The sequence below is a fragment of the Pseudomonas sp. AC070 genome, assembly GCF_979258635.1.
Genome location: NZ_OZ409871.1, coordinates 2,584,927 through 2,605,886 on the forward strand (window position 1 = coordinate 2,584,927; position 20,960 = coordinate 2,605,886).

Genomic DNA, 20,960 nt, shown 5'->3' on the forward strand with positions numbered 1-20,960 from the left:
ACTCCGCTTGAGCCGCGATGCTTTTGGTTAAAATGCGCACCGCAATAATGTTCAGGGAACAGGACCGGGAAGCCACTATTCGTTCGCTTTTTGGTGAGCACGAGAATTACGAAACGCTCGCACGGGCACTTATCGATCAATGGGAATGGCACTGCGCAATAAATGCAAAAGCCGGTGACCCGATCGTCAAGAAAGCGCGCGGTTTTTTTACTTTTCCCAGCGCAGGAAATTTCGCCTCATACCTCGGCGGCTTATTGGCTGTGATTGCCGCTATTGTTGTCACCATGGCGGAAAAACAGACCTTCTACGCCCATTTGCCTGCGCTCGTGAGCGATGTAACACAAATAGTTTGGTTCATTACTGAAAACCTCGTATTTCCTTTTGCTGTTTTGGTTATTCCGTTGGCAATGATCATAGGCACTGCGCGATCAGCTGCACTGCGCCTGGCGGAAAAACTAAACGACGACTATCTCGGGGAAGGCAGCTTCTACAGCTTCATCAAAGCGCTTCTGGAGCTAGAGGAGCTAAGGGACCGGCGCTTGTTGATGGTCACTACTGGAGTCGCTTATTGGGCGTTCCGCCTCGGGACGGCTCCGATCCAGGAAGTGCCCAAACTGGTCCGGAATATGAGGCGATCAAGGCGACTCGGGAGAATCCGACGGCTGCGCCTGGATCAGCCCGGTACTAGGGCGTAGGTTTCGAAACTGTTGTTTCTGCAAAAACCATCGCGGCTAAAGCCGCTCCTACAATGGACTCGCGCCGCTTAGACAAAGGTGCCAACGCCCCCCCCCTGTAGGAGCGGCTTTAGCCGCCATGTTTTTGATTTTCCGTGCCGAGAAAATCGCAGCCGATCGAAATACCGCCCCGCCGCTCATACGACATCCGCGCTATCTCTCTGGGACATTTCCCGCAGGCGCGTTTCGGCAAAAAAGCCGTTGCCATCCCAACCGAGCCCGCCCTATAGTCCCGCCGTCGCTGCACATCAGCGACTGGGTTTGGCGACCCAAAGTTCGGAATGCGCACAAGCGCCCATCTCTGTGAAGCAGGCGCTTTTTTTGTGCCCGCGACGCAGCTATGGCGGCTGTGCGCGGGATACCTTCGGGTATGCCGGTGTTTGCGCTTTCCGACCGGTTCGCCAACCTGCGTACAGCTGCCACCCTTTTGTGTGGCGACGAATTGTGGCGGCCTTTCTCACTCTCGAAAGGCGATAAGTCATGAAAGAAATATCCACCCTAACCACGTCCCAACCCTTCGACCTCTCGGGCACCGCACCGCTATTTCTAGTCAATGCCGGCGCGCCTGTTGATGAGGCGCTTTCTCGGGCTGAAGCCTTGATGATGTACGTCGAAAGTCTTGCGGCTGCGGACTCGCTCACGAACAAAGACCACGAGCGGGCGATTTTGCAGACGCTGAGTGAAATGGCGAAGGCGCTGACCAAGGCTTGTCAGAGCGTGGCTGCCTGAGGGTCGATTGTCAGGCGTGCAGAGGAGGGGGCTTAGGCTCCCTTTTTTATTGGACGTCAAAATCAACCCTCTCCCGCAGGCGGGAGAGGGGGCTGATCGGAGTGTGCTTTGCGCCTTGCGTCACCCCTCGCCCGCTTGCGGGAGAGGGGCCGGGGGAGAGGGACTCTTGATTAGTGCCGCCGTTACCGCACCACATGCAAGTAATGCATGTGCTTTTCATACTGGTCGAGTATGTCGCCGATGACGTCGTCGCGGTTCCAGCCCATCAGGTCGTAGTCTTGCCCACCTTCTTTGAGGTGCACTTCGGCGCGGAAGTATTTGCGGGTTTCGCTGACGGTGTCTTCGTCGCCGCTCAGTACAAAGCTCGGCAGGGTGAAGGCGCGGGGGCGTACTTCGTAGAGGAAGTCGGGCTGCCCGGTCAGGCTTACGGCAAGCGCCGTGCGGCCGTCGCTGCCGGTGGTGACTTCGGCTACGTAGCCTTGTTTTTTCAGCTCTTCGGCCACCGATTCACACGCCGGGCGCACCACTTCGCTGATAAACCGGTTCACGTGGGCGCGGCGCGGAAACATGGCGATGCCGCGCAGGCGGCGCTGCCAGCCGCCGTGGGTGCGGGCGGTTTGCCGAGGACGGGCCAGGGCGTGGTAGCGCATGCCTTGTTTGGTGGAGTCTTTGTCCAGCGCTTTGAACAGGCCCCACATGGAGGCCAGCAGGATTAAGGCGAAGGGCAGGGCGCTGGCGATGGTCGCGGTTTGCAGGGCTTTGAGGCCGTTGGACAGCAGCAGCGCAATCGCCACCACGCCAATCAGCACCGACCAGAAAATGCGCTGCCACACCGGCGAATGGGTACTGCCGGACGAGGCGAGCATGTCGACGACCAGGGCGCCGGAGTCTGCGGAGGTGACGAAGAACACCACCACCATCAGCACGGCAATGCTCGATACCACCGTGGACCAGGGGAAGTGCTGGAGGAAGGCGAACAAGGCCAATGAGCTGTCTTCACCGACGACCCGTGCCAGTTCGGTGTTGCCTTCGTTGCGGATCATATGAATGGCGGTGTCGCCGAATACGGTCATCCACAGCAAGGTGAAACCGGCCGGCACGAACAGCACGCCGCAGACGAATTGGCGGATGGTGCGGCCACGGGAGATACGCGCGATAAACAGGCCGACAAAGGGCGACCACGACAGCCACCAGCCCCAGTAGAGCAGGGTCCAGCCGCCGATCCAGTCGGTGGGTTCGTAGGCGTAAAGGTTGAAGGTTTTGCTGACGATTTCTGACAGGTAACTGCCGGTGTTCTGCACATAGGTTTGAAGCAGGAACACGGTCGGCCCGAGTACCAACACAAAGAGCATGAGGATAACGGCGAGGCTCAGGTTTAGTTCCGAGAGGATGCGAATGCCACGGTCCAGGCCGGTAGCGACCGATAGTGTGGCCAGCGCGCACGTCACCACGATCAGGCCCAACTGCACGGTGGTGTTGACCGGCAGGCCGAACATCATGTGAAAGCCGCTGTTGATCTGCAGCACGCCATAGCCAAGCGAGGTGGCGACGCCGAATACGGTGCCGAGAATGGCGAAAATATCCACGGCGTGGCCGATGGGGCCGTAAATGCGTTCACCAATCAGCGGGTACAGCGCCGAGCGCAGGGTCAGCGGCAGATCGTGGCGGAAGCTGAAGTAGGCGAGGATCAGCGCCACGATGGCGTAGATCGCCCAGGCGTGCAGGCCCCAGTGGAAGAACGTCAGCTTCATGGCTTCTTTGGCGGCTTGCACGGTGCCGGGGTCGCCAACGGGCGGCGTGGTGAAGTGCATCACCGGTTCGGCCACGCCGAAGAACATCAGGCCAATGCCCATGCCAGCGGAGAACAACATGGCAAACCAGCTGGCGTTGCGGTAGTCGGGTTCGCTGTGGTCCGGGCCGAGTTTGATGTCGCCGTAGCGGCTGACGGCGAGGAACACCACGCCGATAAGAATCAGCGCGACGGTGAGGATGTAAAACCAGCTGACGTTGACGATGATCCAGTGCTGGATGTGGTCGAACAGCGTTTGCGACTGTTCCTGGAACAGCACGGTGTACGACACCAACAGCAGAATCAGCACGGCGGCGGTGTAGAACACCGGCGGGTTGAGGGTATTACGCGGCTTCGCCGGCGTTTCCATGGCGGATATTCCTTCTAGGCGGGTGCGCTGCAGCAATCGTAGTGCATGACCACGGGCTGCGCCGGACAGGGCCGGTTCGCGGAGCCTATGGGAGGGCACTAGTGCCGCTGGGGTTCAATTTTTTATTGAAGTTCTCAGCGCCCCCGAGCCCTTGTGCCGAGCGGGAGCAATGCACACCCTACGAAAAGCGCATGCGGATCAGCTCCCTCGCCCGCTTGCGGGAGAGGGTTGGGGAGAGGGGCTTTTGAACGGTTTTTGCGTCACTACGCCAGACCGGTTTCGCCATACACCAGCCCACCGCCACCTGGCGCCTCGCTCACGTCGTTCGCAAGGTAGTGAATGAAATTGGCCAGCCGCAGGTAGTCGAGCATTTCCATGGGTTGCTGCTCGGCGCCTGCAGGGTGTTTTTTGCCATCGTGTTCAGACTCGTGTTGACAGTTCATCACTTGCTCCAAATACTGTATGCATAACCAGCTTACAGGGATTCGGATATGTCGTTCAACCTCAGCCAGCTTCCAGCCGCCGAACGCACCGCCATTCAGCACCATCGCCAATACTGCTTCGAAAGCTATCAACGCCAACAAGAGCTGGACGCGCAGTTGGCCCTGGAAGCCGCCTGGGAATTTGGCCGTTTGATGAGCGCGCGTGAAGAAAAGAAAGCCGGCTGGCGCGACTGGGTGGGCCAGCAGTTGTTAGCCATGGAAGACCCGCAATTGGTAGCCAAACTGACTCGCCGCTTGAACCTGCACTTGAAGCAACAAGGCTGAGGTCTATGCGCGACACGCTGATCAAACTTTTCCTTGCACCATTGCTGTTGCTGCAAGGCCTGTACGTGCGCCGAGTCACGCCGCGCCTGCCTGAGCCGGAAGGCGAGCGCGTGGGCACGACCGGAAGTGGCCCGCACCTGCGCCTGCTGGTATTGGGGGACTCGGCGGCGGCAGGCGTAGGTGTGAACAGCCAGGCCGAGGCGCTTAGCGGGCAGTTAGTTAGCAATCTGGCCAGCGATTTCAGAGTGTCGTGGAAGCTGATTGCGCAGTCGGGATTGAACACCGCGCAGTTGCAGGCGTTGGTGGAACGCAGCGTGACCGAGCCGTTTGATGCGGTGGTGGTGTCTATCGGCTTGAACGATGTGACCGGCGGTGCATCGGTGGCCGAGTGGACGCCCGCCATGAACCGGCTGCTGGATTTACTGCAATGGAAATACAGCGCCCGGCACGTGTTGATCGCACCGATTCCGCCGATGCACGCCTTTGCGGCACTGCCGCAACCGCTGCGCTGGTACTTAGGGCGGCGCGCCAGGTACTTCAATGCCGGGTTGAAATGGCTGACCAACCGACGCATGGACTGCCACCTGCAAGCGTGCGAGTTCCCCATGCAACGCGATTCGCTGGCCGCCGACGGCTTTCATCCGGGCGCCGCGGCGTACGCGCTGTGGGCCAGCGAAAGCGCGGCGATTTTGCGCGAGTGTTTTGCCGACCCGCAGATGTTGAGCGGGCGAGTGGTAGTACCCGAGCGGGCGGGCTAACAGCCATTCGCTGTAGGAGCGGCTCTAGCCGCGATTCCTGGAAACGCTAATGATGTGTTTGGGCTCGGTTTACCAGTTGTAAGTCAGGCCAATCGCGGCTAAAGCCGCTCCCGCAAGCGGGGGGTGTGCTTTTTGAAAGAGTCGCGGCCATCTCGGCTCAATCCTCCAGAAACATCGCCGCCCGCTCTACGAAATCCTCGTAATTCTGAAAAATCCCGCCATGTCCGGCATCGTCGTAAATCACCAGCTGCGCGTTAGGGATACGCCGCGCCAGGTCGGCCGAGTTCAGCGACGGCACCATGATGTCGTTGTCGCCGTTGGCGATCAGGGTTGGGGCTTTGATTTGGCTGAGGTCGTGTGGCAGCTGTTTGCCCCAGGCTTGAATGGCTTTTAGTTGGCGCATAAATGCAGCCGGGGTTGGCTCTTTGTCGCGGTGGTGTTTGCGTTCTTTCAAGCGCGCCAGGAAAGCTTTGGCTGCCTGTTTGCCTTGCGTGCTGGAGGTGAAGAACAAGTAAAACTTAGGGTCGCGTAAGGTCAGTAAACCTTTGATCATCAGCGGCCATGACATGGACCACACGCGATCGATGCCTAGTCCGCCAGCAGGCCCAGTGCCGGTCAGAATCAGTTTGCGCACCAGTTCAGGCGCTTTAAGTACCACGGCCTGCGCAACAAAGCCGCCGAGCGAAAAGCCGAGCACGTCGACCTGGCTATAACCCAGCGCGCGGATCAGGGCGATGGCATCGTCGGCCATTTCCTCAACGGTCAAACGGGCTTTGCCACCCGAGCCGCCAATGCCGGGGTAATCAGTGGCGATCACCCGGCGTGTTTGGGCCAGGCCATCGACGATGCGCGGGTCGAAGTTGTCGAGCACCGCACCCCAATGGTTGAGCATCAGCAGCGGCAGTGCATGTTCAGCGCCGACGGTGCGGTAGGCGATCTCTGTGCCGGCGACGGTTAAGGTGCGGTTGATGGCGGTGGCGAATTGCGCATCTGCGCCACGCGCCGCAGCAGAAATGTGGATTGTCACAGTGACCGAGCCTCGGTTCGCGAGCGAACACTACAAGCGGGGAAGGGCGCGCCGCCCCTTGGACAAGGGGCGGCGTGCGAGCGGTTACGCTTCGTTGCGATAGCGTGGGGCGACGGTGGATTGCTTCAGGTTGCCAAGAAACGCCTGACGCGCGCCTTGCAAGGTGTCCCAGTAGGCGGCGTCTTGCAGCGGCGGAATGGTCACGTTTTCGCGACGGTCGAAGCCCAGCAGCGCGGCGTCGACCATGTCACCGACTTCCATGATTTCCGGCAGTTGATTGATGTCGATGCCGGCACGGTCCCAGATTTCGGTGCGCGTGGCGGCGGGCAACACGGCCTGCACGTACACGCCTTTTGGCCCCAGTTCCAGGGTCAGGCCTTGCGACAGGAACTGTACGAATGCTTTGGTGGCGCCGTACACGGTCATGTTCAGTTCAGGCGCCAGGCCCACGACAGAACCAATGTTGATGATCGAACCTTCACCGGCTGCCACCAGGCGCGGCGCCACTGCACTGGCCAGACGCACCAGGGCCGTGGTGTTCAGCGCCACGAGGCGGGCGACGCTTTCGGTGCTTTGCTGAATAAACCCGCCAGACTGCGCGGCGCCAGCGTTGTTAACCAGAATGCCGATGTTGGCGTCCTCACGCAGGCGTGTTTCCACGGCTTCGATGTCGCGCAGTTCGGTCAGGTCGGCAGGCAGTACGTCTACGGCAATGCCGTGGGCGGCGCGCAGTTGCGCGGCCAGGATGTCGAGGCGGACTTTGTCACGGGCAACCAGAACCAGATTGTGGCCACGGGCGGCGAAGCGTTCGGCGTACACGGCGCCGATACCGGACGAAGCGCCGGTAATCAGTACAGATTTCAATGCGGTCATGGCGGTAATTCCTTAAGGGAAGAGGGTGGTTTACGCGGTGTACGTTGGGTAATCGGTGTAGCCTTTCGCGCCGCCGCCATAGAGCGTGGCGGGGTCGAGTGCGGCCAGCGGAGCATCGGCTTGCAGGCGCTCGACCAGATCCGGGTTGGCAATGAATGGACGGCCAAACGCCGCCAGGTCGATTTGGTTGTCGGCCAGGCGCGCGTTGGCCAGGTCGAGGTGGTAGCCGTTGTTGCCGATGTACGTGCCCTTGAAGCGGCGGCGCAGGGAGTCGAAATCAAATGGCGCGACGTTGCGCGGGCCGCCAGTGGCGCCTTCTACAACGTGCAGGTAAACGAGGCCGAGCGCGCTGAGTTTCTCCACCAGATAGTCGAACTGCCCTTGCGGGTCGCTGCTGGACACGCCATTGGCCGGAGAGACCGGCGAGATGCGGATGCCGGTGCGCTCGGCGCCAATCTCGCTCACCACTGCCGCAGCGATTTCGAGCACGAGCCGCGCACGGTTTTCGATAGAGCCGCCGTACGCATCGGTGCGCACATTCGCGCCGTCTTGCAGAAATTGGTCGAGCAAGTAGCCGTTAGCGCCGTGAATTTCCACGCCATCAAAACCCGCCGCAATAGCGTTGGCAGCGGCTTTGCGGAAGTCTTCGACAATGCCTGGCAGCTCGCTGAGTTCCAGGGCGCGCGGCTCGGAGACGTCATGGAAACCGTTATTGACGAATACCTTGGTGGCGGCGCGAATGGCCGACGGCGCTACCGGCGCCGCGCCGTTTTCTTGCAGGTCAACGTGAGAAACCCGGCCGACGTGCCACAGCTGCAGGAAAATTTTCCCGCCTTTGGCGTGTACCGCAGCGGTGACCGCTTTCCAACCATCGATCTGGGCCTGGGTGTAGATGCCGGGGGTGTCTTGATAGCCCTGGCCTTGCTGCGAAATCTGCGTGGCCTCGGAAATCAGCAGACCGGCTGATGCGCGCTGGGCGTAGTACTCGGCCGCATAGTCACTGGGCACAAAGCCGAGGCCAGCGCGGTTACGCGTCAGCGGCGCCATGACGACACGGTTAGCGAGCGTCAGTGGGCCTAGGGTGTAGGGTTCGAAGAGCGTGTTGTCGTTCATGTCTGGTCCACGTTTCGGTGAAAGGTGAGGGCGTGCCGACACGCCTTAACGAAGCGGCGGCTTTATGATGTCGAGCATAATCTAACCTGTCAATGGTTTTGATTATGGTCGACATCAGAGTAGTATTCGCCGCGTATGTGAACGAAACAGAGGCGCTTGCTATGAAAGTGACAAAAGCCCAATCGCTGGCCAATCGAGCCCACATCGTCGACACGGCGTCGGTGCTTTTCCGCGAACGCGGCTACGACGGCATTGGCGTCGCCGACCTGATGGCGGCGGCTGGGTTTACCCAAGGTGGGTTCTACAAACATTTCGGTTCCAAGGCCGATCTGATGGCCGAGGCCGCTGCGTGCAGCCTGGCCCAGTCGCGGGCTTCCAGCAAAGAATTGGACTTCGCCGGCTTTATCGACCTGTTCCTGTCGCGCCAACACCGTGACTCGCCCGGTAGCGGTTGCACCATGTCGGCCCTGTGCGGCGACGCCGCGCGCCAACCGGCCGACATCAAAGCCACGTTTGCCGAGGGCATTGAGCAAGCCGTCAGCGGGCTGCAGCACAAGCACATTGCCGACGGCAACGCGGCGGACGATCAAGTGCGCGAAAAAATGATCAGCCTGTTGGCGCAGGTGGTGGGCGCCGTGGTGTTGTCGCGCGCTTGCCCGGATGATTCGTCGTTGGCCGACGAAATATTGCAGGCGTGCCACCGGCAAATCAGCGCGTCGTATCCGCCACCTGCGCATCAACCGGAGTAAACCGTCTGCGCTCAGATGATGTCATTGTGCCGTCATGTGAGCGCTGTACGATTGCCATTCAACGTGGCCGGATGATGGTGCAGTGAACCGTCAGTTTTTCTCGTCTCCCCGATTTTTGCAGGTGCTGTGGCTGACCTTGTGCGTCGCGATGCTGGTGTTGCTGTGGGGTTTGTATTTCCAGCAAAAAGCGGCGTCGCGCCAGGAAGCTTTGGCGGCCAAGGCATCGGAGCACCTCAATCTCGCCAGTATCGTTGCGCAGAACCTGCAGCAACTGGTCGACAGTGCGCAGGCCATTGGCCGAGTGACGCAAAGCACGCCGGAAAGTCGTGAGCAAAGCCATCAGGGGCTGGTGCGCATGTTGGCCGAAGACCCAGTGCTCAAGCGCATGAGCCTTTACGACAGCAGCGGCAAGCTGTTGTCTGCCAGCCACAACGATGAAGCGCAAACGCTGCCGGCCGACTGGCTCGAGCAACTTCAGGCGCATACCGCGCGCTACGGCTTCAAAGCGTTTTTGCCTCGGCTTAGCGAACGCGAGCAGACCTCGTCTTTGCCTAACTGGCGCCTGCCATTTCTGCTGCCGCTCGCCGACGCCACCACACGCAAACTCGATGGCGTGCTGTTGGTGCAGCTCGATATCGGTTACCTGGCGACACTGTTCCAGCACATCAATCTAGGCAACAGCGGGCTAATGAGCCTGCTCGACGGTGAAGGGCAAGAGCGTTTGCGCATCAACAACAGCGGGGTGGTGATTTCCGCCGTGCCGCTGCATTCGACGTTGAACGCCAGCACCGACGAGGTGGGCAAACTCAGCGTTTACCTGAATGGCGAGGCGTACCAGAGCCTGTACCGCCGCGTCGCCGACCGTGGTTTCACTGTGATGGTCAGCGAGCGCACCGATGAAATACTGGCCTCGCCGCAACTGGCGTTTGGCCGTCAACGCTGGCTGAACCTGGGCATGACACTGTTGATCCTCAGCGGCCTGCTTTGGACGCTGCGCGCCCTGAACAACCGGCAGTTAGCGTTCAGCGCCTTGGAACAGGCGCAAGCCGTGAACCAGGAATTGATCGGCCGCCTGGAGGAAGAACACAAACGCAGCAGTCATGCCGCCGCCACCGACCATCTCAGTGGTTTGCACAACCGCCGACGCTTTATCGAAGTGGCCAAGCGCGTGCTGACCGAGCAGCGCAGTAAGCGGCGTTTGCTGGCGATCTGTTTTATCGACATGGACCGCTTCAAATCGATCAACGATTCCCTCGGCCACAAAACCGGCGATTTGCTCTTGCAGGCGGTGGCCGGGCGCATCAGCCGCTTACTCGAACCGGGCGACGAGGCCGCGCGTTTTGGTGGCGACGAGTTTGTGGTGCTGTTGGCCGGCGAGCGCATTGAAGAACAAATCAATGCCTGGGTGCGCGCGCTGGTAGCCAAACTCACGGCGGTGTATTCGCTGGACGAGCACGAGCTCAACACCAGCCCCAGCGTGGGCGTGAGCATTTGCCCGCGCGATGGACAGGATGTCGACAGCCTGATCCGCCACGCCGACGCCGCCATGTATTCGGCCAAGCGCGCGGGCAGAGGGCAGTTCCGGTTTTTTGACCCGTCGTTGAATGTGTCCGATATCGAGGAATTCACCCTTGAGCAGGCGTTCGGCCACGCCTTGAGCGAGCGCCAGTTCGTGTTGCACTACCAGCCGCTGCTGCGCCTGGATTCCATGAGCGTGGTGGCTTACGAAGCACTGGTGCGCTGGGAGCATCCGGAGTTTGGCCTGGTCTATCCGGACCGCTTTATCGCCTTGGCCGAGCGCAGTGGTTTTATCGTCGCGCTGGGCTGGGAAGTGTTGCGCCTGGCCTGTGAGGAACTGGCCGACTGGCAAGGGCAGGGCATCACCACGCGGCTGGCGGTAAACGTGTCGGCCATTCAGTTGCGGCAGGGCGATTTCAGCGAGCGCCTGCTGAACAAGCTGGCCCGACACGGCATCGACAAATCGCGCCTGGAGTTGGAGATTACCGAGACCACCGTGCTCGACCAGGACGGCATCGCCATTGAGCATTTACACCGCCTTCGCGCCAACGGCATTGGCGTCAGTCTGGACGACTTCGGTCAAGGCTACGCCGGCTTTGCCCATCTGCAATCGCTGCCACTGAGCAAGCTGAAAATCGACCGGGCGCTGATCGCGCCGTTATCCAACAGCTACGACGACAGCCCGATTGTTTCGTCCACCATCATTCTGGCCAAACGCCTTGGGTTGGAAGTGGTGGCCGAGGGCGTCGAAACCGTGGACCAGGTGGTCTGCCTCAAGCTCGCAGGCTGCGACATCGCCCAGGGCTATCACTTCAGCCGACCGCTCTCTGCACAAAAGCTGCGCGAATATCCGCCATTCGTTAGCGCCATGGAAAACGCGTGCGCGCCCTAATAGCGCTGGCAGCGCTGCTGCTTTCGGCGTTACTGAGCGCCAGCGCTTACGCGCAGTGCAGCCAACAAAGCCTGCGCGTGGCAGTGATTCCGAAGAAAAGCATGGAAGCGCTGATGGTGGAGTTTCAGCCGCTGCTGCAACGCCTCACCAGCACCTTGCACATGCCGGTGGAAATCGTCGCGGCGTCTTCGTATGAAAGCGTGGTGGACGCCATTGTTTCTGGCGGCGTCGACATCGCCTGGCTCGGCCCGGCCTCGTACATTCTGGCGTACCAGCGCGAGCCGCGAATCGAGCCGTTCGCCAGCCTCACCATCAACCAAGGCTTTTTCACGCCGGCCGGTCACCATTACCAGTCACTGCTGATGGTTCGCCGCGACGGCCCCGCAGACGTCAATGCCGTACGTGGTGAAAAAGTGGCTTTGAGCGATCCGGCCAGCACCTCCGGCGGCATTGTTCCCAATGGCGAGTTCGCCGCAGAAATCGGCCAGCCGCTGTCCCGTTATTTCGCTTCGTTGGTGTACACCGGCGCCCATGACAAATCGCTGGATGCCTTGCTCGACGGGCGCGTCGGCGCCGCGTTTGTGTCCAGCGTGCAGGCCGATGGGTACCTCAACAGCGGCAAAATCAAACAAGACACCCTGCGCGTGCTGTGGCGTTCGGCACCCATTTTTTACGACCCGTACGTGTTCAGCGTCAACGTGTGCGCGCCGTTAAAAGCGCGTATTCGCGCCGTTATGCTCAGCGAGCCGCAGGCGCTCGTCGAGTTTCTCGCCTCGCAGCACGCGTCCGGCATCATGCCGGTCAGCCATGCTGACTATGCGCCGCTGCTGAAGATCATGGAGAAAACTGCGCCGTAGCGGCTCGCACCGTTCGAGGCATTTCGGCGAGGCGGGAGAGGGTGGTCGCGAAGTTCGTAGCGCGGTGGCGAAAGCACAAGTGTCATACGCAATCCTTAGGCTCAAGCCTGCCCGCGACTTTCGCCACTGGAGAGCCCCATGAGCCAGAAACTACGAGTTCTGTTCGTCTGCATCGCTAACGACGCCCGTTCACCAATGGCCGAAGCGCTGTTGCGCCATCTTGAACACGACCATTTTGAAGCCTACAGCGCCGGCATCGAGCCAACCCAGATTGACCCACGCGCCTTGGAAACGCTGGAGCACGCCGGCATTTCAAGTGAAGGTCTGCGCAGCAAAGCCCTCGAAGAATTCCAGGATCATGAGTTCGATTACTTGATCGATCTTTGCGACAAATCGTCTAAAGAAGAACAGGTACTGCCGCGCTCGGCGCAGGTGCTGGTGTGGAACTTCGTGGACCCGACCACCAGCGACCAGCACGACCCGTTTCGCCATACGTTTCAGGAATTGAGCGACCGGGTGCGGATGTTTACCTTGGTTAAAAACCGTGACATCGAGTAGCAACGCAACGCTGCTGGATGCTTTGTTGGCAGTAGGGGGAAGTGCATGTCGTTGGTGAACAACATCGTGGCCCATGTTCTGCAATTGGAAGTGGCACTGTTCAATGCCGTAGCACGCTTGGAAAACAACACCGACAGCGAAGCGCTGCATGACATTCGCACCTCGGTGCGGCGCTTGCGCAGCGTATTGCGCCCGCTGCGCGGAAGCCGAGGCGTTGAGGCGTTGGAGGATGCAGCGAAACGCGTAGGCACATTGACCACACCGATTCGAGACCTTGAAGTGCTCGCCGGTGAGTTGCGCGAGCGAGGGCTTGAGGCGCAGGCGCAGGTTCGCGAGCAGCGTCTGGCCGAGCATTACCGCCAGGTGGTGCGCAGCAGCGAGTTGCGTGATCTGTTTGTCGGTCTGGACCTGTGGCCGCACGCAGTGCGTGCCGCCGAGCGCGCAGGCGAACTGGAAAGTTGGCCGGCGCAATTACAAAAACGCCTGCACAAACAGCAGGTCAAGTTGCTCAATGCCCTGGATAACAGCGATGACGACCCTCATCGTCTGCGTTTGTTGATCAAACGCAACCGTTATGCCGCCGAGGCGTATCCGAAACAGAGTCCACTGTCGGCCGAGTCACGCAAGCTGCTGAAAGCTACGCAGAGCGGTTTGGGCGCCTGGCACGATCGACATCAGTGGAGCTTAAAAGCCGAGCAGGAATCGGATCTGTTGCGCTTGGAAGACGCATGGCGGCGCGAAGGTGCCGCCATGCTCAAAACCACAGAAGCCAAACTGCGTAATTTGCAGGCCAGTCTGAAAAAGGATTGACTGCAAAGACAGCGCCGTTAAGAAGCGAGAGCGCTGAAAATGTCTGTAGTCGCGTTCGCAAATCCGTACAGTCATGTTCGCATAATGTATATTATGTTAAACCAAGTGCTATGTCATAAATGTTCATGGGGGTCATAAGCTCCTGATTTGCTGATCCCCTATTCGGCTCTCTCCTGAATCGGCCGTGCACCGATGGGTTAAGGAAATTGAACCAAAACGACACGGCGGACTAATCGCTTTTAGCTGTGCTAGGTATCGCCTGATGGGATGGTGTCAAACGTAAGCGATGGGTATTCCTTGGTGTCTGAGGGCAAGTTGCACGTCATGGAAATGCCCGAATCAGTCACGGGTACTGATTCGGGCCAGGGTCCTTCACACGGTGATGAGCTACCAGAACTTCCAGGTGTAATCGATATTTATGCGGGTCTCGTTGTCGCTGCGAAACGTTGCGGCCGAACTCAGGTTGTTGCGATAGAAGTTTTGCCGTGCTCGAAGAGCGAGCCCTTTGATAGGGCCTGACTGCACCACATAGGCCAACTCAAAATCCTTGCTGGACTCCGTGAGATTGCTGCCCCCCAGCTGTGGCAAATCGATATTGCTGCCGTGAAGATAACGAACCATACCGGTCAAACCGGGAATCCCCTGGGCAACAAAATCGTAGTCATAGCGAACCGCCCAGGTGCGCTCGTTGGGGTTAACAAAGTCGGCACTCATGGTGCCGTCGCTTAGCACCACAGGCTCACCTCCAGCCAGATAAACCATCGCAGAGTCGCCGGTCTGTTGCATGTAGCCAACGCCAAGGCTGTGACCACCCAACTGGTAAGTAAACATGGCGCCGGCACTCAGGTTATCCACCCTGCCCGCTTGCGCCCGGCCATCTTCCTGGCTATTAAACAGGCGAATGTCGGTCTTCAGCGTGCCTGGCCCGAACGGCAAGCTATGCAACACCCCGGCAAAATCCTGCTTGTAGATGTTGTCCAACTCGACGTGAAAATAACGCAGGGTCAGGGTTGGCGACCATCTGTAATCCCCGCCGAGCAAGTCGAACTTCTCCGACGTGGCCCCAGCGATGAACCGGCCATTGGGCGAGGCAATGTAAATCGGCTGATAGTCGGTGGAGTCCCGAAGGTTGACTCGATCCATACGCCCCATATGCAGCGTCGCATCGGGCACATCCTCTGATATCAGGTAGGCGCCACGAAAGGATTGCGGCAGCAGACGGGCTGGACTTGAGGCCAATACCGGCACGTTGGGAAAATGGGTGCCTATCGACACCCGCGTGTTGGACACCTTTGCTTTAAGAGCTGCCCCCAACTCCGAATACTCATCGCGCGCTTCCCGCGTCTTGGCGTTGTAGGCAAGCAGTTGGGTGCCCGTGCGGTCGGGCGATGAGTCCAGCTTGAGCCCCAGCATGCCGGTCAGATCCAGACCGAAACCCACAGGGCCCTCGGTGTATCCGGAGTTGGCGCGAAGGATGAAACCTTGAGCCCATTCGCGCGCCGCCGCATAGGGCGTTTCGCCTTTGTAATCTCTGTCGAGGTAGAAGTTGCGGGTGGTCAGCGTGACGGTGGAGTCTGATACCAGCGCTGCCTGGGTAAATCCAGACAACAGCATTCCCACAGTGCCCAGGCTGCACAGCCATGGGCTACTCATTGACGCCTTCATAATGAAGTCCTGTTTTTATTATTCGAGGGTTCAGCCAGCAGTTGCCGGGTTCAATGAAGAGACAGCTCGGGCTCTGAGGCCCCAGACCGCCAGCGCGGCAAGCAGGAAGGCACCGGCGAAAAGCACATACAGCTGCGCCGGCGTCCATTGCGCATCAATCAGGCGCCCCGCTACCAGCGGAGAAAGTATTGCCCCCGAGCGCCCGATGCCAATGCCCCAGCCCAAACCGGTAACCCGTTGGGCAGCGCTGTAGAGGGTCGGAGTCAATGCATACAGACCGGCCACGCAGCCGTTTACAAACACGCCGATTGCCAGCGCAAGGCCGAACGCCAGATTCAGATTGAAAGTGAACTGTACAAACAGGGCGAGCAGGACGCTATTGACCACCAGGTAGCCAATCAAGACACGAGATAACTTGAAGCGCGCGGCGAGCAGGCCGATGACCGCGGTGCCAACAATGCCACCGACGTTAAGCAGAACCCCGCCCGTTATGCCTTGCTGGTTGGACAACCCTGCCGAGACCAGAAGTCTGGGCGTCCAGCTCATGACGAAGTAGAAGCCGAACATCACCAGAAAGAACGCCAACCAGATGAGAAGCGTGGAGCGCAGCAAGCCCGGTGAAAACAGCTCGGCAAACGTCCTGCGCAGTGGCTGTCGACCGGACGCTTGAACGTGAGGTAGCTGACTGATGGCGGCCAGGTGCACGCGTCTGAGCAGCCGATTAACCTTTTCCAGGGCACCCTTTGGTTGCCGTGAAACCAGAAAAAGCAGGGACTCGGGTAGCCAGAAAAACAGCAGAGGCAGTGTCATCAAGGTCACGATGCCACCGTAGAAAAATACCGAGCGCCAGCCCATGGCAGGAATAATCTGCGCCGCAATCAACCCGCCAATGGTGGCGCCAAGCGCATAAGCAGTCGATTGCAGGCTGATTGCGAGACCACGCCACTTCTTGCTGGCAAACTCGCCGGCAATTACGTAACTACTGGCTAACACGCCACCGATGCCAAGCCCGGTAAGCAGGCGCAGCCCGGCAAGCATTTCCGGCGAAGACGCGTACGCCGATGACACCATGCCCAGGCCGGCCACTGTGACGCAAACAAGGATTAAAGGACGGCGACCGAAACGGTCAGCCCAGGGCGCGATAAATAGCGAGCCGATGGCCATGCCAACCAGCCCAGCACTGAGCAAGTAACCGAGCCGGGTACCGGTTAAGGCCCATTCACTGGAGACCGAGGCGGCGGTAAACGCCATTACCAGCACGTCAAAGCCATCCAGCATATTGATCAGGAAGCACAGAGCGATTACCGCCCATTGGAACCCGACCATTGGTTTTTCATCCATTTGCTGCCCAATCGACTTATCCATGTCGGCTGCCCCCCAAGTCAATTGGAAGGGTAATGGCCAAACGTTGGGCAGCCGAAGCCGGCCCGGATTCTCGGGAGCGAAGAAATTGCATAGCGGTACCTTTTATTTTTGTAGGTGAGCGAACATGCGAGGCAACTGGGTTAACACCACGGCTGAGGGGCGAGACCAGCAGTGATCTCGCCCGCCATCTGCATCAGGCGGCGCTAAACATCTTGTGCGGGTCGATCACAAACTTCTTCGGCACGCCTGCATCGAACTCGCCGTAGCCACGGGGCGCGTCGTCCAGGCTGATGACCTGCACGCCCACTACCTCAGCAATGTTGATGCGGTCCCACATGATTGCCTGCATCAACTGCCGGTTGTACTTCATGGTCGGCGTCTGCCCGGTATGGAAGCTGTGGGATTTGGCCCAGCCCAGACCAAATCGGATGCTCAGGCTGCCGAGCTTGGCAGCGGCATCCACGGCACCCGGGTCTTCCGTCACGTAAAGGCCGGGAATACCGATTTTCCCGGCTACCCGCACCACGCCCATCAGCGAGTTGAGGACGGTGGCGGGCGCCTCATGTTGCGCACCCGCATGGCCGTGCCCGCGGGCTTCAAAGCCGACGGCATCGACGGCGCAATCCACTTCAGGCTCGCCCAGTAACGCGGCGATTTGCTCGTGAAGAGGTGTGTCGGTGGACAGGTCGGCAATTTCAAAACCCTGGGCTTTGGCGTGAGCCAGACGAATCGGATTGACATCGCCCACGATCACCACCGCAGCACCCAACAAACGCGCAGAAGCCGCCGCGGCCAAACCAACCGGGCCAGCCCCAGCGATATACACCGAGCTCCCCGGCCCTACCCCTGCAGTCACAGCACCGTGATAGCCCGTCGGCAGGATGTCGGACAGGCAGGTCAGATCGCGGATCTTTTCCATGGCCTTGTCGCGGTCCGGCAGCTTCAACAGGTTGAAGTCGGCGTACGGCACTAGCACGTACTCGGCCTGGCCGCCGACCCAGTCGCCCATGTCTACATAACCGTATGCACCGCCGGGACGGGCCGGGTTAACGGACAGGCATACCCCGGTGTGTTGTTCTTTGCACGAGCGGCAACGACCACACGCCACGTTGAACGGCACCGAGACCAAATCGCCGATCTTCAGATGCTCGACGTCGCTGCCCTTTTCGATCACTTCGCCGGTGATCTCGTGCCCGAGCACCAGACCGACCTGGGCGGTGGTACGGCCACGGACCATATGCTGGTCAGAACCACAGATGTTGGTGGAAACAACCTTGAGAATGACGCCATGCTCGATTTTCTTGCCGCGCGGGTCCTGCATTTTCGGGTAGTCGATTTTCTGCACTTCGACTTTACCGGCGCCGAGATAAACCACGCCTCGATTATCAGACATACACAATCTCCTTATGGGTAACGACTGTTGCGGGATAAAAGACAGCGGCCTGAGGCCAGCCCGGACCAGGCCGCTGTGCACTCAACGAGCGGAGTGGCGAAGCTGCTCAATGATCTTGCGAGCACGGTTAGCGCCCACATCCACATGGATATCGATCATCGGAGGCGTGCCGAAGCGGCACATGTTTTGGTACTGAGCCTCGATGACCACTTTGTCTTCATCGAACGTCAACGCGGTTTGCTCGATCACCTTGGCTTTGACGGCTTCGTGGTCGGTTTGCGGGTTGGTGGCCATGGTCCAGAAGTAATGACAGGTGGTCTCTGTCTCCGGCGTCACGCCATGGAAACCACGCATGTGGAAGCCACCTCGCTCAGGGTCGCTCAGGGCATCGGTGTTGGCGTCCACCGCGCCGGTCCAGATACGTAGATGGCTGACGTGAAACTCGATTTCCTGCCAGCGATCCACCAGGTCTTTGAACGGGTAAGCGGCTGTGTAGGTGGGTGGCGGGACAGAGCTCGGCATGTAGCGAGTAACTGTCACGGTACGGTCATCACTCTCGACCTTCATCTCCGCGTTCATATGGATGCTGGCGTTGCCGCCGATGGTGCGCAGATGCACGTAGCCCAGGTGGCTCAAGTCCATCAGGTTGTCGTGGATAAGCTGGTACGGCGCATCGTAGTGGTACACATCGCCATCGAAGATGTACTTGCCGCTGCTGTGCACGTCGTACGCCGGCGGCTCGCAGTTCGGCTCAGGGTGCTCGCTGCTGCCGAACCAGATCCATACGATCTGATCACGCTCTTTTACGTGATAGGCGGGCACCTTGGCCTTGCTGGGGATCTTGTCCTGCCCCGGAATTTCAATGCACTTGCCGTCACCATTGAACAGCAGCCCGTGGTAGCCACAACGGAGGCCACGCTCATCCAGCGTGCCGTTGGAAAGTGGCAGCGCGCGGTGACAGCAGCGGTCTTCCAGGGCGGCGACCTGACCATCCGGGGTGCGGAACAGAACCACTGGTTTGTTCAGCAAGGTACGCCCGACGGGCTTGTCGGTCAGTTGCCAGCCAAGGGCTGCGACGTACCATTGATCCAGCGGAAAGGTCGGTAAAGGAGCCGGTGTGCCTACGTCGTAAGCAAGGGATTCGCTGCCTGAGACATTCATAGTGTTCTCCCGATATTGGGTTGGGGTCAGGGGCTGATTCAGAGGCGCTCAGAGGTCCAGGACCAGACGCGGGGTCTTGGCGCGCGAGCAACACGGGGTGAATTGATCGTTGCGGGCATGCTCGGCGTCGGTCATGAACTGGTCGCGGTGATCTGGCGTGCCGCTCAGCACGCGCGTAATGCACGAGCCACAGATGCCCTGTTCGCAGGAGGCTTCAATCTCGATACCGGCGTCATCCAGCACCTCGAACACAGAGCGGTCCGCAGGAATTTGGAAGACCTTGCCTGAGCGGGCGAGCTCCACTTCGAAAGCCTGGTCTGCGTCGTGATCGATAGGGGCGGCAGCGAAGAACTCTCTGTGTACTTGCTCTTCTGGCCAGCCAGCCGCTGCGGCAGTGGTGAGGATGTAGTCCATAAAGCCGCCAGGCCCACACACATAGATATGGCGACCGGCTTCAGGGCTTTGCAGCAATGCGCTGGCATCGAGGTTCGACGGCACGGCGCTGCTGTCATCGTGCAACGTCACCCGATGGGCAAACGTCGCGCTCTCCAGTGAATCGAGAAACGCCGCGCGATCGCGGGAACGAAAGCAATAGTGCAGCTCGAAGTCTGCACCCTGGCGCTCAAGCTCAAAGGCCATTGCCATCATTGGCGTGATGCCAATGCCACCGGCGATAAGCAGGTGGCTTTCACCTTGAGCAGCGAGGGGGAACAGATTGCGCGGTTCACTGATCTGCAGGATCTGGCCCTGCTCCACCCGCTCATGCATGGCCTGGGAGCCACCGCGGGAGAGCGGATCCTTCAGCACCCCGATCAGATAGCGATGACGCTCTTCAGGCGAGTTGCACAACGAATACTGCCGAACCACGCCCGATGGCAGATGCACATCGACATGGGCGCCCGCCGTAAAGGAAGGCAACAGTTCACCGTTGGAGGCACGGAGTTCAAAACTGCAAATGCCGTCGGCAACGATAGCCTTGCGATTAACTAAAACTTGGAGCATGAAACGACCCTCCACATCGAAGTGGCTGCAAAAAGCGATTAGAAATGGGTGAGCTAGCGAGCTCGCTTTACGGAGGGCTGGTTACGGCTGAGATGCGTCGCGAACGACAGCTGAAGGCGATACGGTTCATTGGAGCTACCTATTACTTATTTTTGTAGGGGCGGCTACTCGCCTATGATGCGAGCAACCCACGCACTGCGCGGCTGCCAGTAGAATCCAATCATTTAGTTGCGGTGTCAACCAGTTTGACTATACCGCTTATCTCACTTTTCAAGGCTCGTCTTCATGTCGGATATCGAAAAGCTGGACCTCAACCGCTACGTACCAGCCTTGCTGACGTTCCTCGCCAACAAATTGGCCACCGGCGCATCGAGTACCTACCGAAAGCATTTCGGCGTTGGTGTCGTGGAGTGGCGGGTGATTGCCCTGCTCGCAGTGGAAGACAACATCACCGCAAATCGAATCTGCCAAGTCATAGGCTTGGACAAAAGCGCGGTCAGCCGCTCACTTCAGGCACTGGAAGCATCAGGGAAAATTTCAGGTCATGTAGACAGCAAAGATGGCCGCCGCTACGCCGTGAGCCTCACGCCTGAAGGCAAGGCGTTGCATGACCGAGTGCTTAAAGTTGCTCTGGAAAGAGAGCGGCGATTGTTGAGCGATTTCTCGCCTCAAGAAGTTGATACGTTGGTGAACCTGCTTACTCGGATGCAGGGCAACGTAGGGTATGTCAACGAGTACGATCCGCCTGCGCTCGTTTGATGGGCTTAGGTCTTGCAACAAGCGCAGCCCCTATTACTCGTTGATCATGTAACCGATAAAAAGATAATTCG

General features: G+C 59.4%; 20 protein-coding genes. 10 read left to right on the plus strand and 10 right to left on the minus strand.

The window, feature by feature from the left end; translation table 11 throughout:
- Positions 1-17: 17 nt before the first annotated feature.
- Together ACZZ0Q_RS11570 and ACZZ0Q_RS11575 are read left to right on the plus strand one after the other, a co-directional pair.
- Positions 18-695 carry a hypothetical protein gene (locus tag ACZZ0Q_RS11570; RefSeq protein WP_463560588.1) on the plus strand — a complete coding sequence of 226 codons (678 nt, stop codon included), beginning with the start codon at positions 18-20 and terminating at the stop codon, positions 693-695.
- A 519-nt stretch (positions 696-1,214) separates the two neighbouring features.
- Positions 1,215-1,463 carry a DUF3077 domain-containing protein gene (locus ACZZ0Q_RS11575; RefSeq protein ID WP_463538884.1) on the plus strand — a complete coding sequence of 83 codons (249 nt, stop codon included), beginning with the start codon at positions 1,215-1,217 and terminating at the stop codon, positions 1,461-1,463.
- Between the two features lie 182 nt (positions 1,464-1,645).
- Here ACZZ0Q_RS11575 and ACZZ0Q_RS11580 read toward each other — a convergent pair whose 3' ends face one another.
- Together ACZZ0Q_RS11580 and ACZZ0Q_RS11585 are read right to left on the minus strand one after the other, a co-directional pair.
- On the minus strand, positions 1,646-3,622 hold the full coding sequence (locus ACZZ0Q_RS11580; RefSeq protein WP_463538883.1) for a BCCT family transporter: 1,977 nt from the start codon (positions 3,620-3,622) through the stop codon (positions 1,646-1,648).
- Between the two features lie 263 nt (positions 3,623-3,885).
- Positions 3,886-4,065, minus strand: coding sequence for a hypothetical protein (locus ACZZ0Q_RS11585; protein ID WP_463560590.1), 180 nt, complete (start codon positions 4,063-4,065; stop codon positions 3,886-3,888).
- A gap of 48 nt (positions 4,066-4,113) precedes the next feature.
- On the opposite strand from ACZZ0Q_RS11585, the gene ACZZ0Q_RS11590 reads away from it, so the two are divergent.
- Together ACZZ0Q_RS11590 and ACZZ0Q_RS11595 are read left to right on the plus strand one after the other, a co-directional pair.
- Positions 4,114-4,389 (plus strand): hypothetical protein, encoded by a 276-nt coding sequence (locus tag ACZZ0Q_RS11590; protein WP_463538882.1) that lies wholly within the window; start codon positions 4,114-4,116, stop codon positions 4,387-4,389.
- Between the two features lie 5 nt (positions 4,390-4,394).
- A complete protein-coding gene (locus tag ACZZ0Q_RS11595; protein ID WP_463538881.1) occupies positions 4,395-5,147 on the plus strand; it encodes an SGNH/GDSL hydrolase family protein in 753 nt (250 codons plus the stop codon).
- Positions 5,148-5,304: 157 nt separating this feature from the next.
- On the opposite strand, the gene ACZZ0Q_RS11600 is transcribed toward ACZZ0Q_RS11595, so the two are convergent.
- From ACZZ0Q_RS11600 to ACZZ0Q_RS11610, 3 genes are all read right to left on the minus strand, one after another.
- Complete coding sequence (locus tag ACZZ0Q_RS11600) at positions 5,305-6,174, minus strand: alpha/beta fold hydrolase (RefSeq protein ID WP_463538880.1); 870 nt, start codon at positions 6,172-6,174, stop codon at positions 5,305-5,307.
- Between the two features lie 84 nt (positions 6,175-6,258).
- Positions 6,259-7,047 carry an SDR family NAD(P)-dependent oxidoreductase gene (locus tag ACZZ0Q_RS11605; RefSeq protein WP_463538879.1) on the minus strand — a complete coding sequence of 263 codons (789 nt, stop codon included), beginning with the start codon at positions 7,045-7,047 and terminating at the stop codon, positions 6,259-6,261.
- A gap of 30 nt (positions 7,048-7,077) precedes the next feature.
- A complete protein-coding gene (locus tag ACZZ0Q_RS11610) occupies positions 7,078-8,160 on the minus strand; it encodes an alkene reductase (RefSeq protein WP_463538878.1) in 1,083 nt (360 codons plus the stop codon).
- 161 nt (positions 8,161-8,321) lie between these two features.
- On the opposite strand from ACZZ0Q_RS11610, the gene ACZZ0Q_RS11615 reads away from it, so the two are divergent.
- The 5 genes from ACZZ0Q_RS11615 to ACZZ0Q_RS11635 all read left to right on the plus strand — a co-directional run bounded on the left by ACZZ0Q_RS11615 (position 8,322) and on the right by ACZZ0Q_RS11635 (position 13,544).
- On the plus strand, positions 8,322-8,909 hold the full coding sequence (locus tag ACZZ0Q_RS11615) for a TetR/AcrR family transcriptional regulator (RefSeq protein ID WP_463538877.1): 588 nt from the start codon (positions 8,322-8,324) through the stop codon (positions 8,907-8,909).
- A gap of 148 nt (positions 8,910-9,057) precedes the next feature.
- Entirely contained in the window at positions 9,058-11,319 is a 2,262-nt protein-coding gene (locus ACZZ0Q_RS11620; RefSeq protein WP_463542182.1) for a putative bifunctional diguanylate cyclase/phosphodiesterase, read from the plus strand.
- Positions 11,307-12,176 carry a phosphate/phosphite/phosphonate ABC transporter substrate-binding protein gene (locus tag ACZZ0Q_RS11625; protein ID WP_463538876.1) on the plus strand — a complete coding sequence of 290 codons (870 nt, stop codon included), beginning with the start codon at positions 11,307-11,309 and terminating at the stop codon, positions 12,174-12,176. The genes ACZZ0Q_RS11620 and ACZZ0Q_RS11625 overlap by 13 nt, the downstream gene beginning before the upstream one ends.
- A 138-nt stretch (positions 12,177-12,314) precedes the next feature.
- A complete protein-coding gene (locus ACZZ0Q_RS11630) occupies positions 12,315-12,734 on the plus strand; it encodes an arsenate reductase ArsC (RefSeq protein ID WP_463538875.1) in 420 nt (139 codons plus the stop codon).
- 45 nt (positions 12,735-12,779) lie between these two features.
- A complete protein-coding gene (locus tag ACZZ0Q_RS11635; protein ID WP_463538874.1) occupies positions 12,780-13,544 on the plus strand; it encodes a CHAD domain-containing protein in 765 nt (254 codons plus the stop codon).
- A 387-nt stretch (positions 13,545-13,931) separates the two neighbouring features.
- Here ACZZ0Q_RS11635 and ACZZ0Q_RS11640 read toward each other — a convergent pair whose 3' ends face one another.
- The 5 genes from ACZZ0Q_RS11640 to ACZZ0Q_RS11660 form a co-directional block, all read right to left on the minus strand.
- Entirely contained in the window at positions 13,932-15,209 is a 1,278-nt protein-coding gene (locus ACZZ0Q_RS11640; RefSeq protein ID WP_463538873.1) for an OprD family porin, read from the minus strand.
- A 30-nt stretch (positions 15,210-15,239) separates the two neighbouring features.
- Positions 15,240-16,574 carry an MFS transporter gene (locus ACZZ0Q_RS11645; protein ID WP_463538872.1) on the minus strand — a complete coding sequence of 445 codons (1,335 nt, stop codon included), beginning with the start codon at positions 16,572-16,574 and terminating at the stop codon, positions 15,240-15,242.
- A gap of 193 nt (positions 16,575-16,767) precedes the next feature.
- Positions 16,768-17,967 carry a formaldehyde dehydrogenase, glutathione-independent gene (gene fdhA, locus ACZZ0Q_RS11650; RefSeq protein WP_463538871.1) on the minus strand — a complete coding sequence of 400 codons (1,200 nt, stop codon included), beginning with the start codon at positions 17,965-17,967 and terminating at the stop codon, positions 16,768-16,770.
- A gap of 81 nt (positions 17,968-18,048) precedes the next feature.
- Entirely contained in the window at positions 18,049-19,128 is a 1,080-nt protein-coding gene (locus tag ACZZ0Q_RS11655; RefSeq protein ID WP_463538870.1) for a Rieske 2Fe-2S domain-containing protein, read from the minus strand.
- 48 nt (positions 19,129-19,176) lie between these two features.
- Positions 19,177-20,130, minus strand: coding sequence for a PDR/VanB family oxidoreductase (locus tag ACZZ0Q_RS11660; RefSeq protein WP_463538869.1), 954 nt, complete (start codon positions 20,128-20,130; stop codon positions 19,177-19,179).
- Between the two features lie 285 nt (positions 20,131-20,415).
- Between ACZZ0Q_RS11660 and ACZZ0Q_RS11665 the strand changes: the two genes are divergently transcribed.
- On the plus strand, positions 20,416-20,889 hold the full coding sequence (locus ACZZ0Q_RS11665; RefSeq protein WP_463538868.1) for a MarR family winged helix-turn-helix transcriptional regulator: 474 nt from the start codon (positions 20,416-20,418) through the stop codon (positions 20,887-20,889).
- Positions 20,890-20,960 lie beyond the last annotated feature (71 nt).

Coding starts and splice junctions, on each gene's coding strand:
- ACZZ0Q_RS11570 (WP_463560588.1), top strand. CDS start 18: ATGCTTTTGGTTAAAATGCGCACCGCAATAATGTTCAGGGAACAGGAC.
- ACZZ0Q_RS11575 (WP_463538884.1), top strand. CDS start 1,215: ATGAAAGAAATATCCACCCTAACCACGTCCCAACCCTTCGACCTCTCG.
- ACZZ0Q_RS11580 (WP_463538883.1), bottom strand. CDS start 3,622: ATGGAAACGCCGGCGAAGCCGCGTAATACCCTCAACCCGCCGGTGTTC.
- ACZZ0Q_RS11585 (WP_463560590.1), bottom strand. CDS start 4,065: ATGAACTGTCAACACGAGTCTGAACACGATGGCAAAAAACACCCTGCA.
- ACZZ0Q_RS11590 (WP_463538882.1), top strand. CDS start 4,114: ATGTCGTTCAACCTCAGCCAGCTTCCAGCCGCCGAACGCACCGCCATT.
- ACZZ0Q_RS11595 (WP_463538881.1), top strand. CDS start 4,395: ATGCGCGACACGCTGATCAAACTTTTCCTTGCACCATTGCTGTTGCTG.
- ACZZ0Q_RS11605 (WP_463538879.1), bottom strand. CDS start 7,047: ATGACCGCATTGAAATCTGTACTGATTACCGGCGCTTCGTCCGGTATC.
- ACZZ0Q_RS11610 (WP_463538878.1), bottom strand. CDS start 8,160: ATGAACGACAACACGCTCTTCGAACCCTACACCCTAGGCCCACTGACG.
- ACZZ0Q_RS11615 (WP_463538877.1), top strand. CDS start 8,322: ATGAAAGTGACAAAAGCCCAATCGCTGGCCAATCGAGCCCACATCGTC.
- ACZZ0Q_RS11620 (WP_463542182.1), top strand. CDS start 9,058: ATGCTGGTGTTGCTGTGGGGTTTGTATTTCCAGCAAAAAGCGGCGTCG.
- ACZZ0Q_RS11630 (WP_463538875.1), top strand. CDS start 12,315: ATGAGCCAGAAACTACGAGTTCTGTTCGTCTGCATCGCTAACGACGCC.
- ACZZ0Q_RS11635 (WP_463538874.1), top strand. CDS start 12,780: ATGTCGTTGGTGAACAACATCGTGGCCCATGTTCTGCAATTGGAAGTG.
- ACZZ0Q_RS11640 (WP_463538873.1), bottom strand. CDS start 15,209: ATGAAGGCGTCAATGAGTAGCCCATGGCTGTGCAGCCTGGGCACTGTG.
- ACZZ0Q_RS11645 (WP_463538872.1), bottom strand. CDS start 16,574: ATGGATAAGTCGATTGGGCAGCAAATGGATGAAAAACCAATGGTCGGG.
- fdhA (WP_463538871.1), bottom strand. CDS start 17,967: ATGTCTGATAATCGAGGCGTGGTTTATCTCGGCGCCGGTAAAGTCGAA.
- ACZZ0Q_RS11655 (WP_463538870.1), bottom strand. CDS start 19,128: ATGAATGTCTCAGGCAGCGAATCCCTTGCTTACGACGTAGGCACACCG.
- ACZZ0Q_RS11660 (WP_463538869.1), bottom strand. CDS start 20,130: ATGCTCCAAGTTTTAGTTAATCGCAAGGCTATCGTTGCCGACGGCATT.
- ACZZ0Q_RS11665 (WP_463538868.1), top strand. CDS start 20,416: ATGTCGGATATCGAAAAGCTGGACCTCAACCGCTACGTACCAGCCTTG.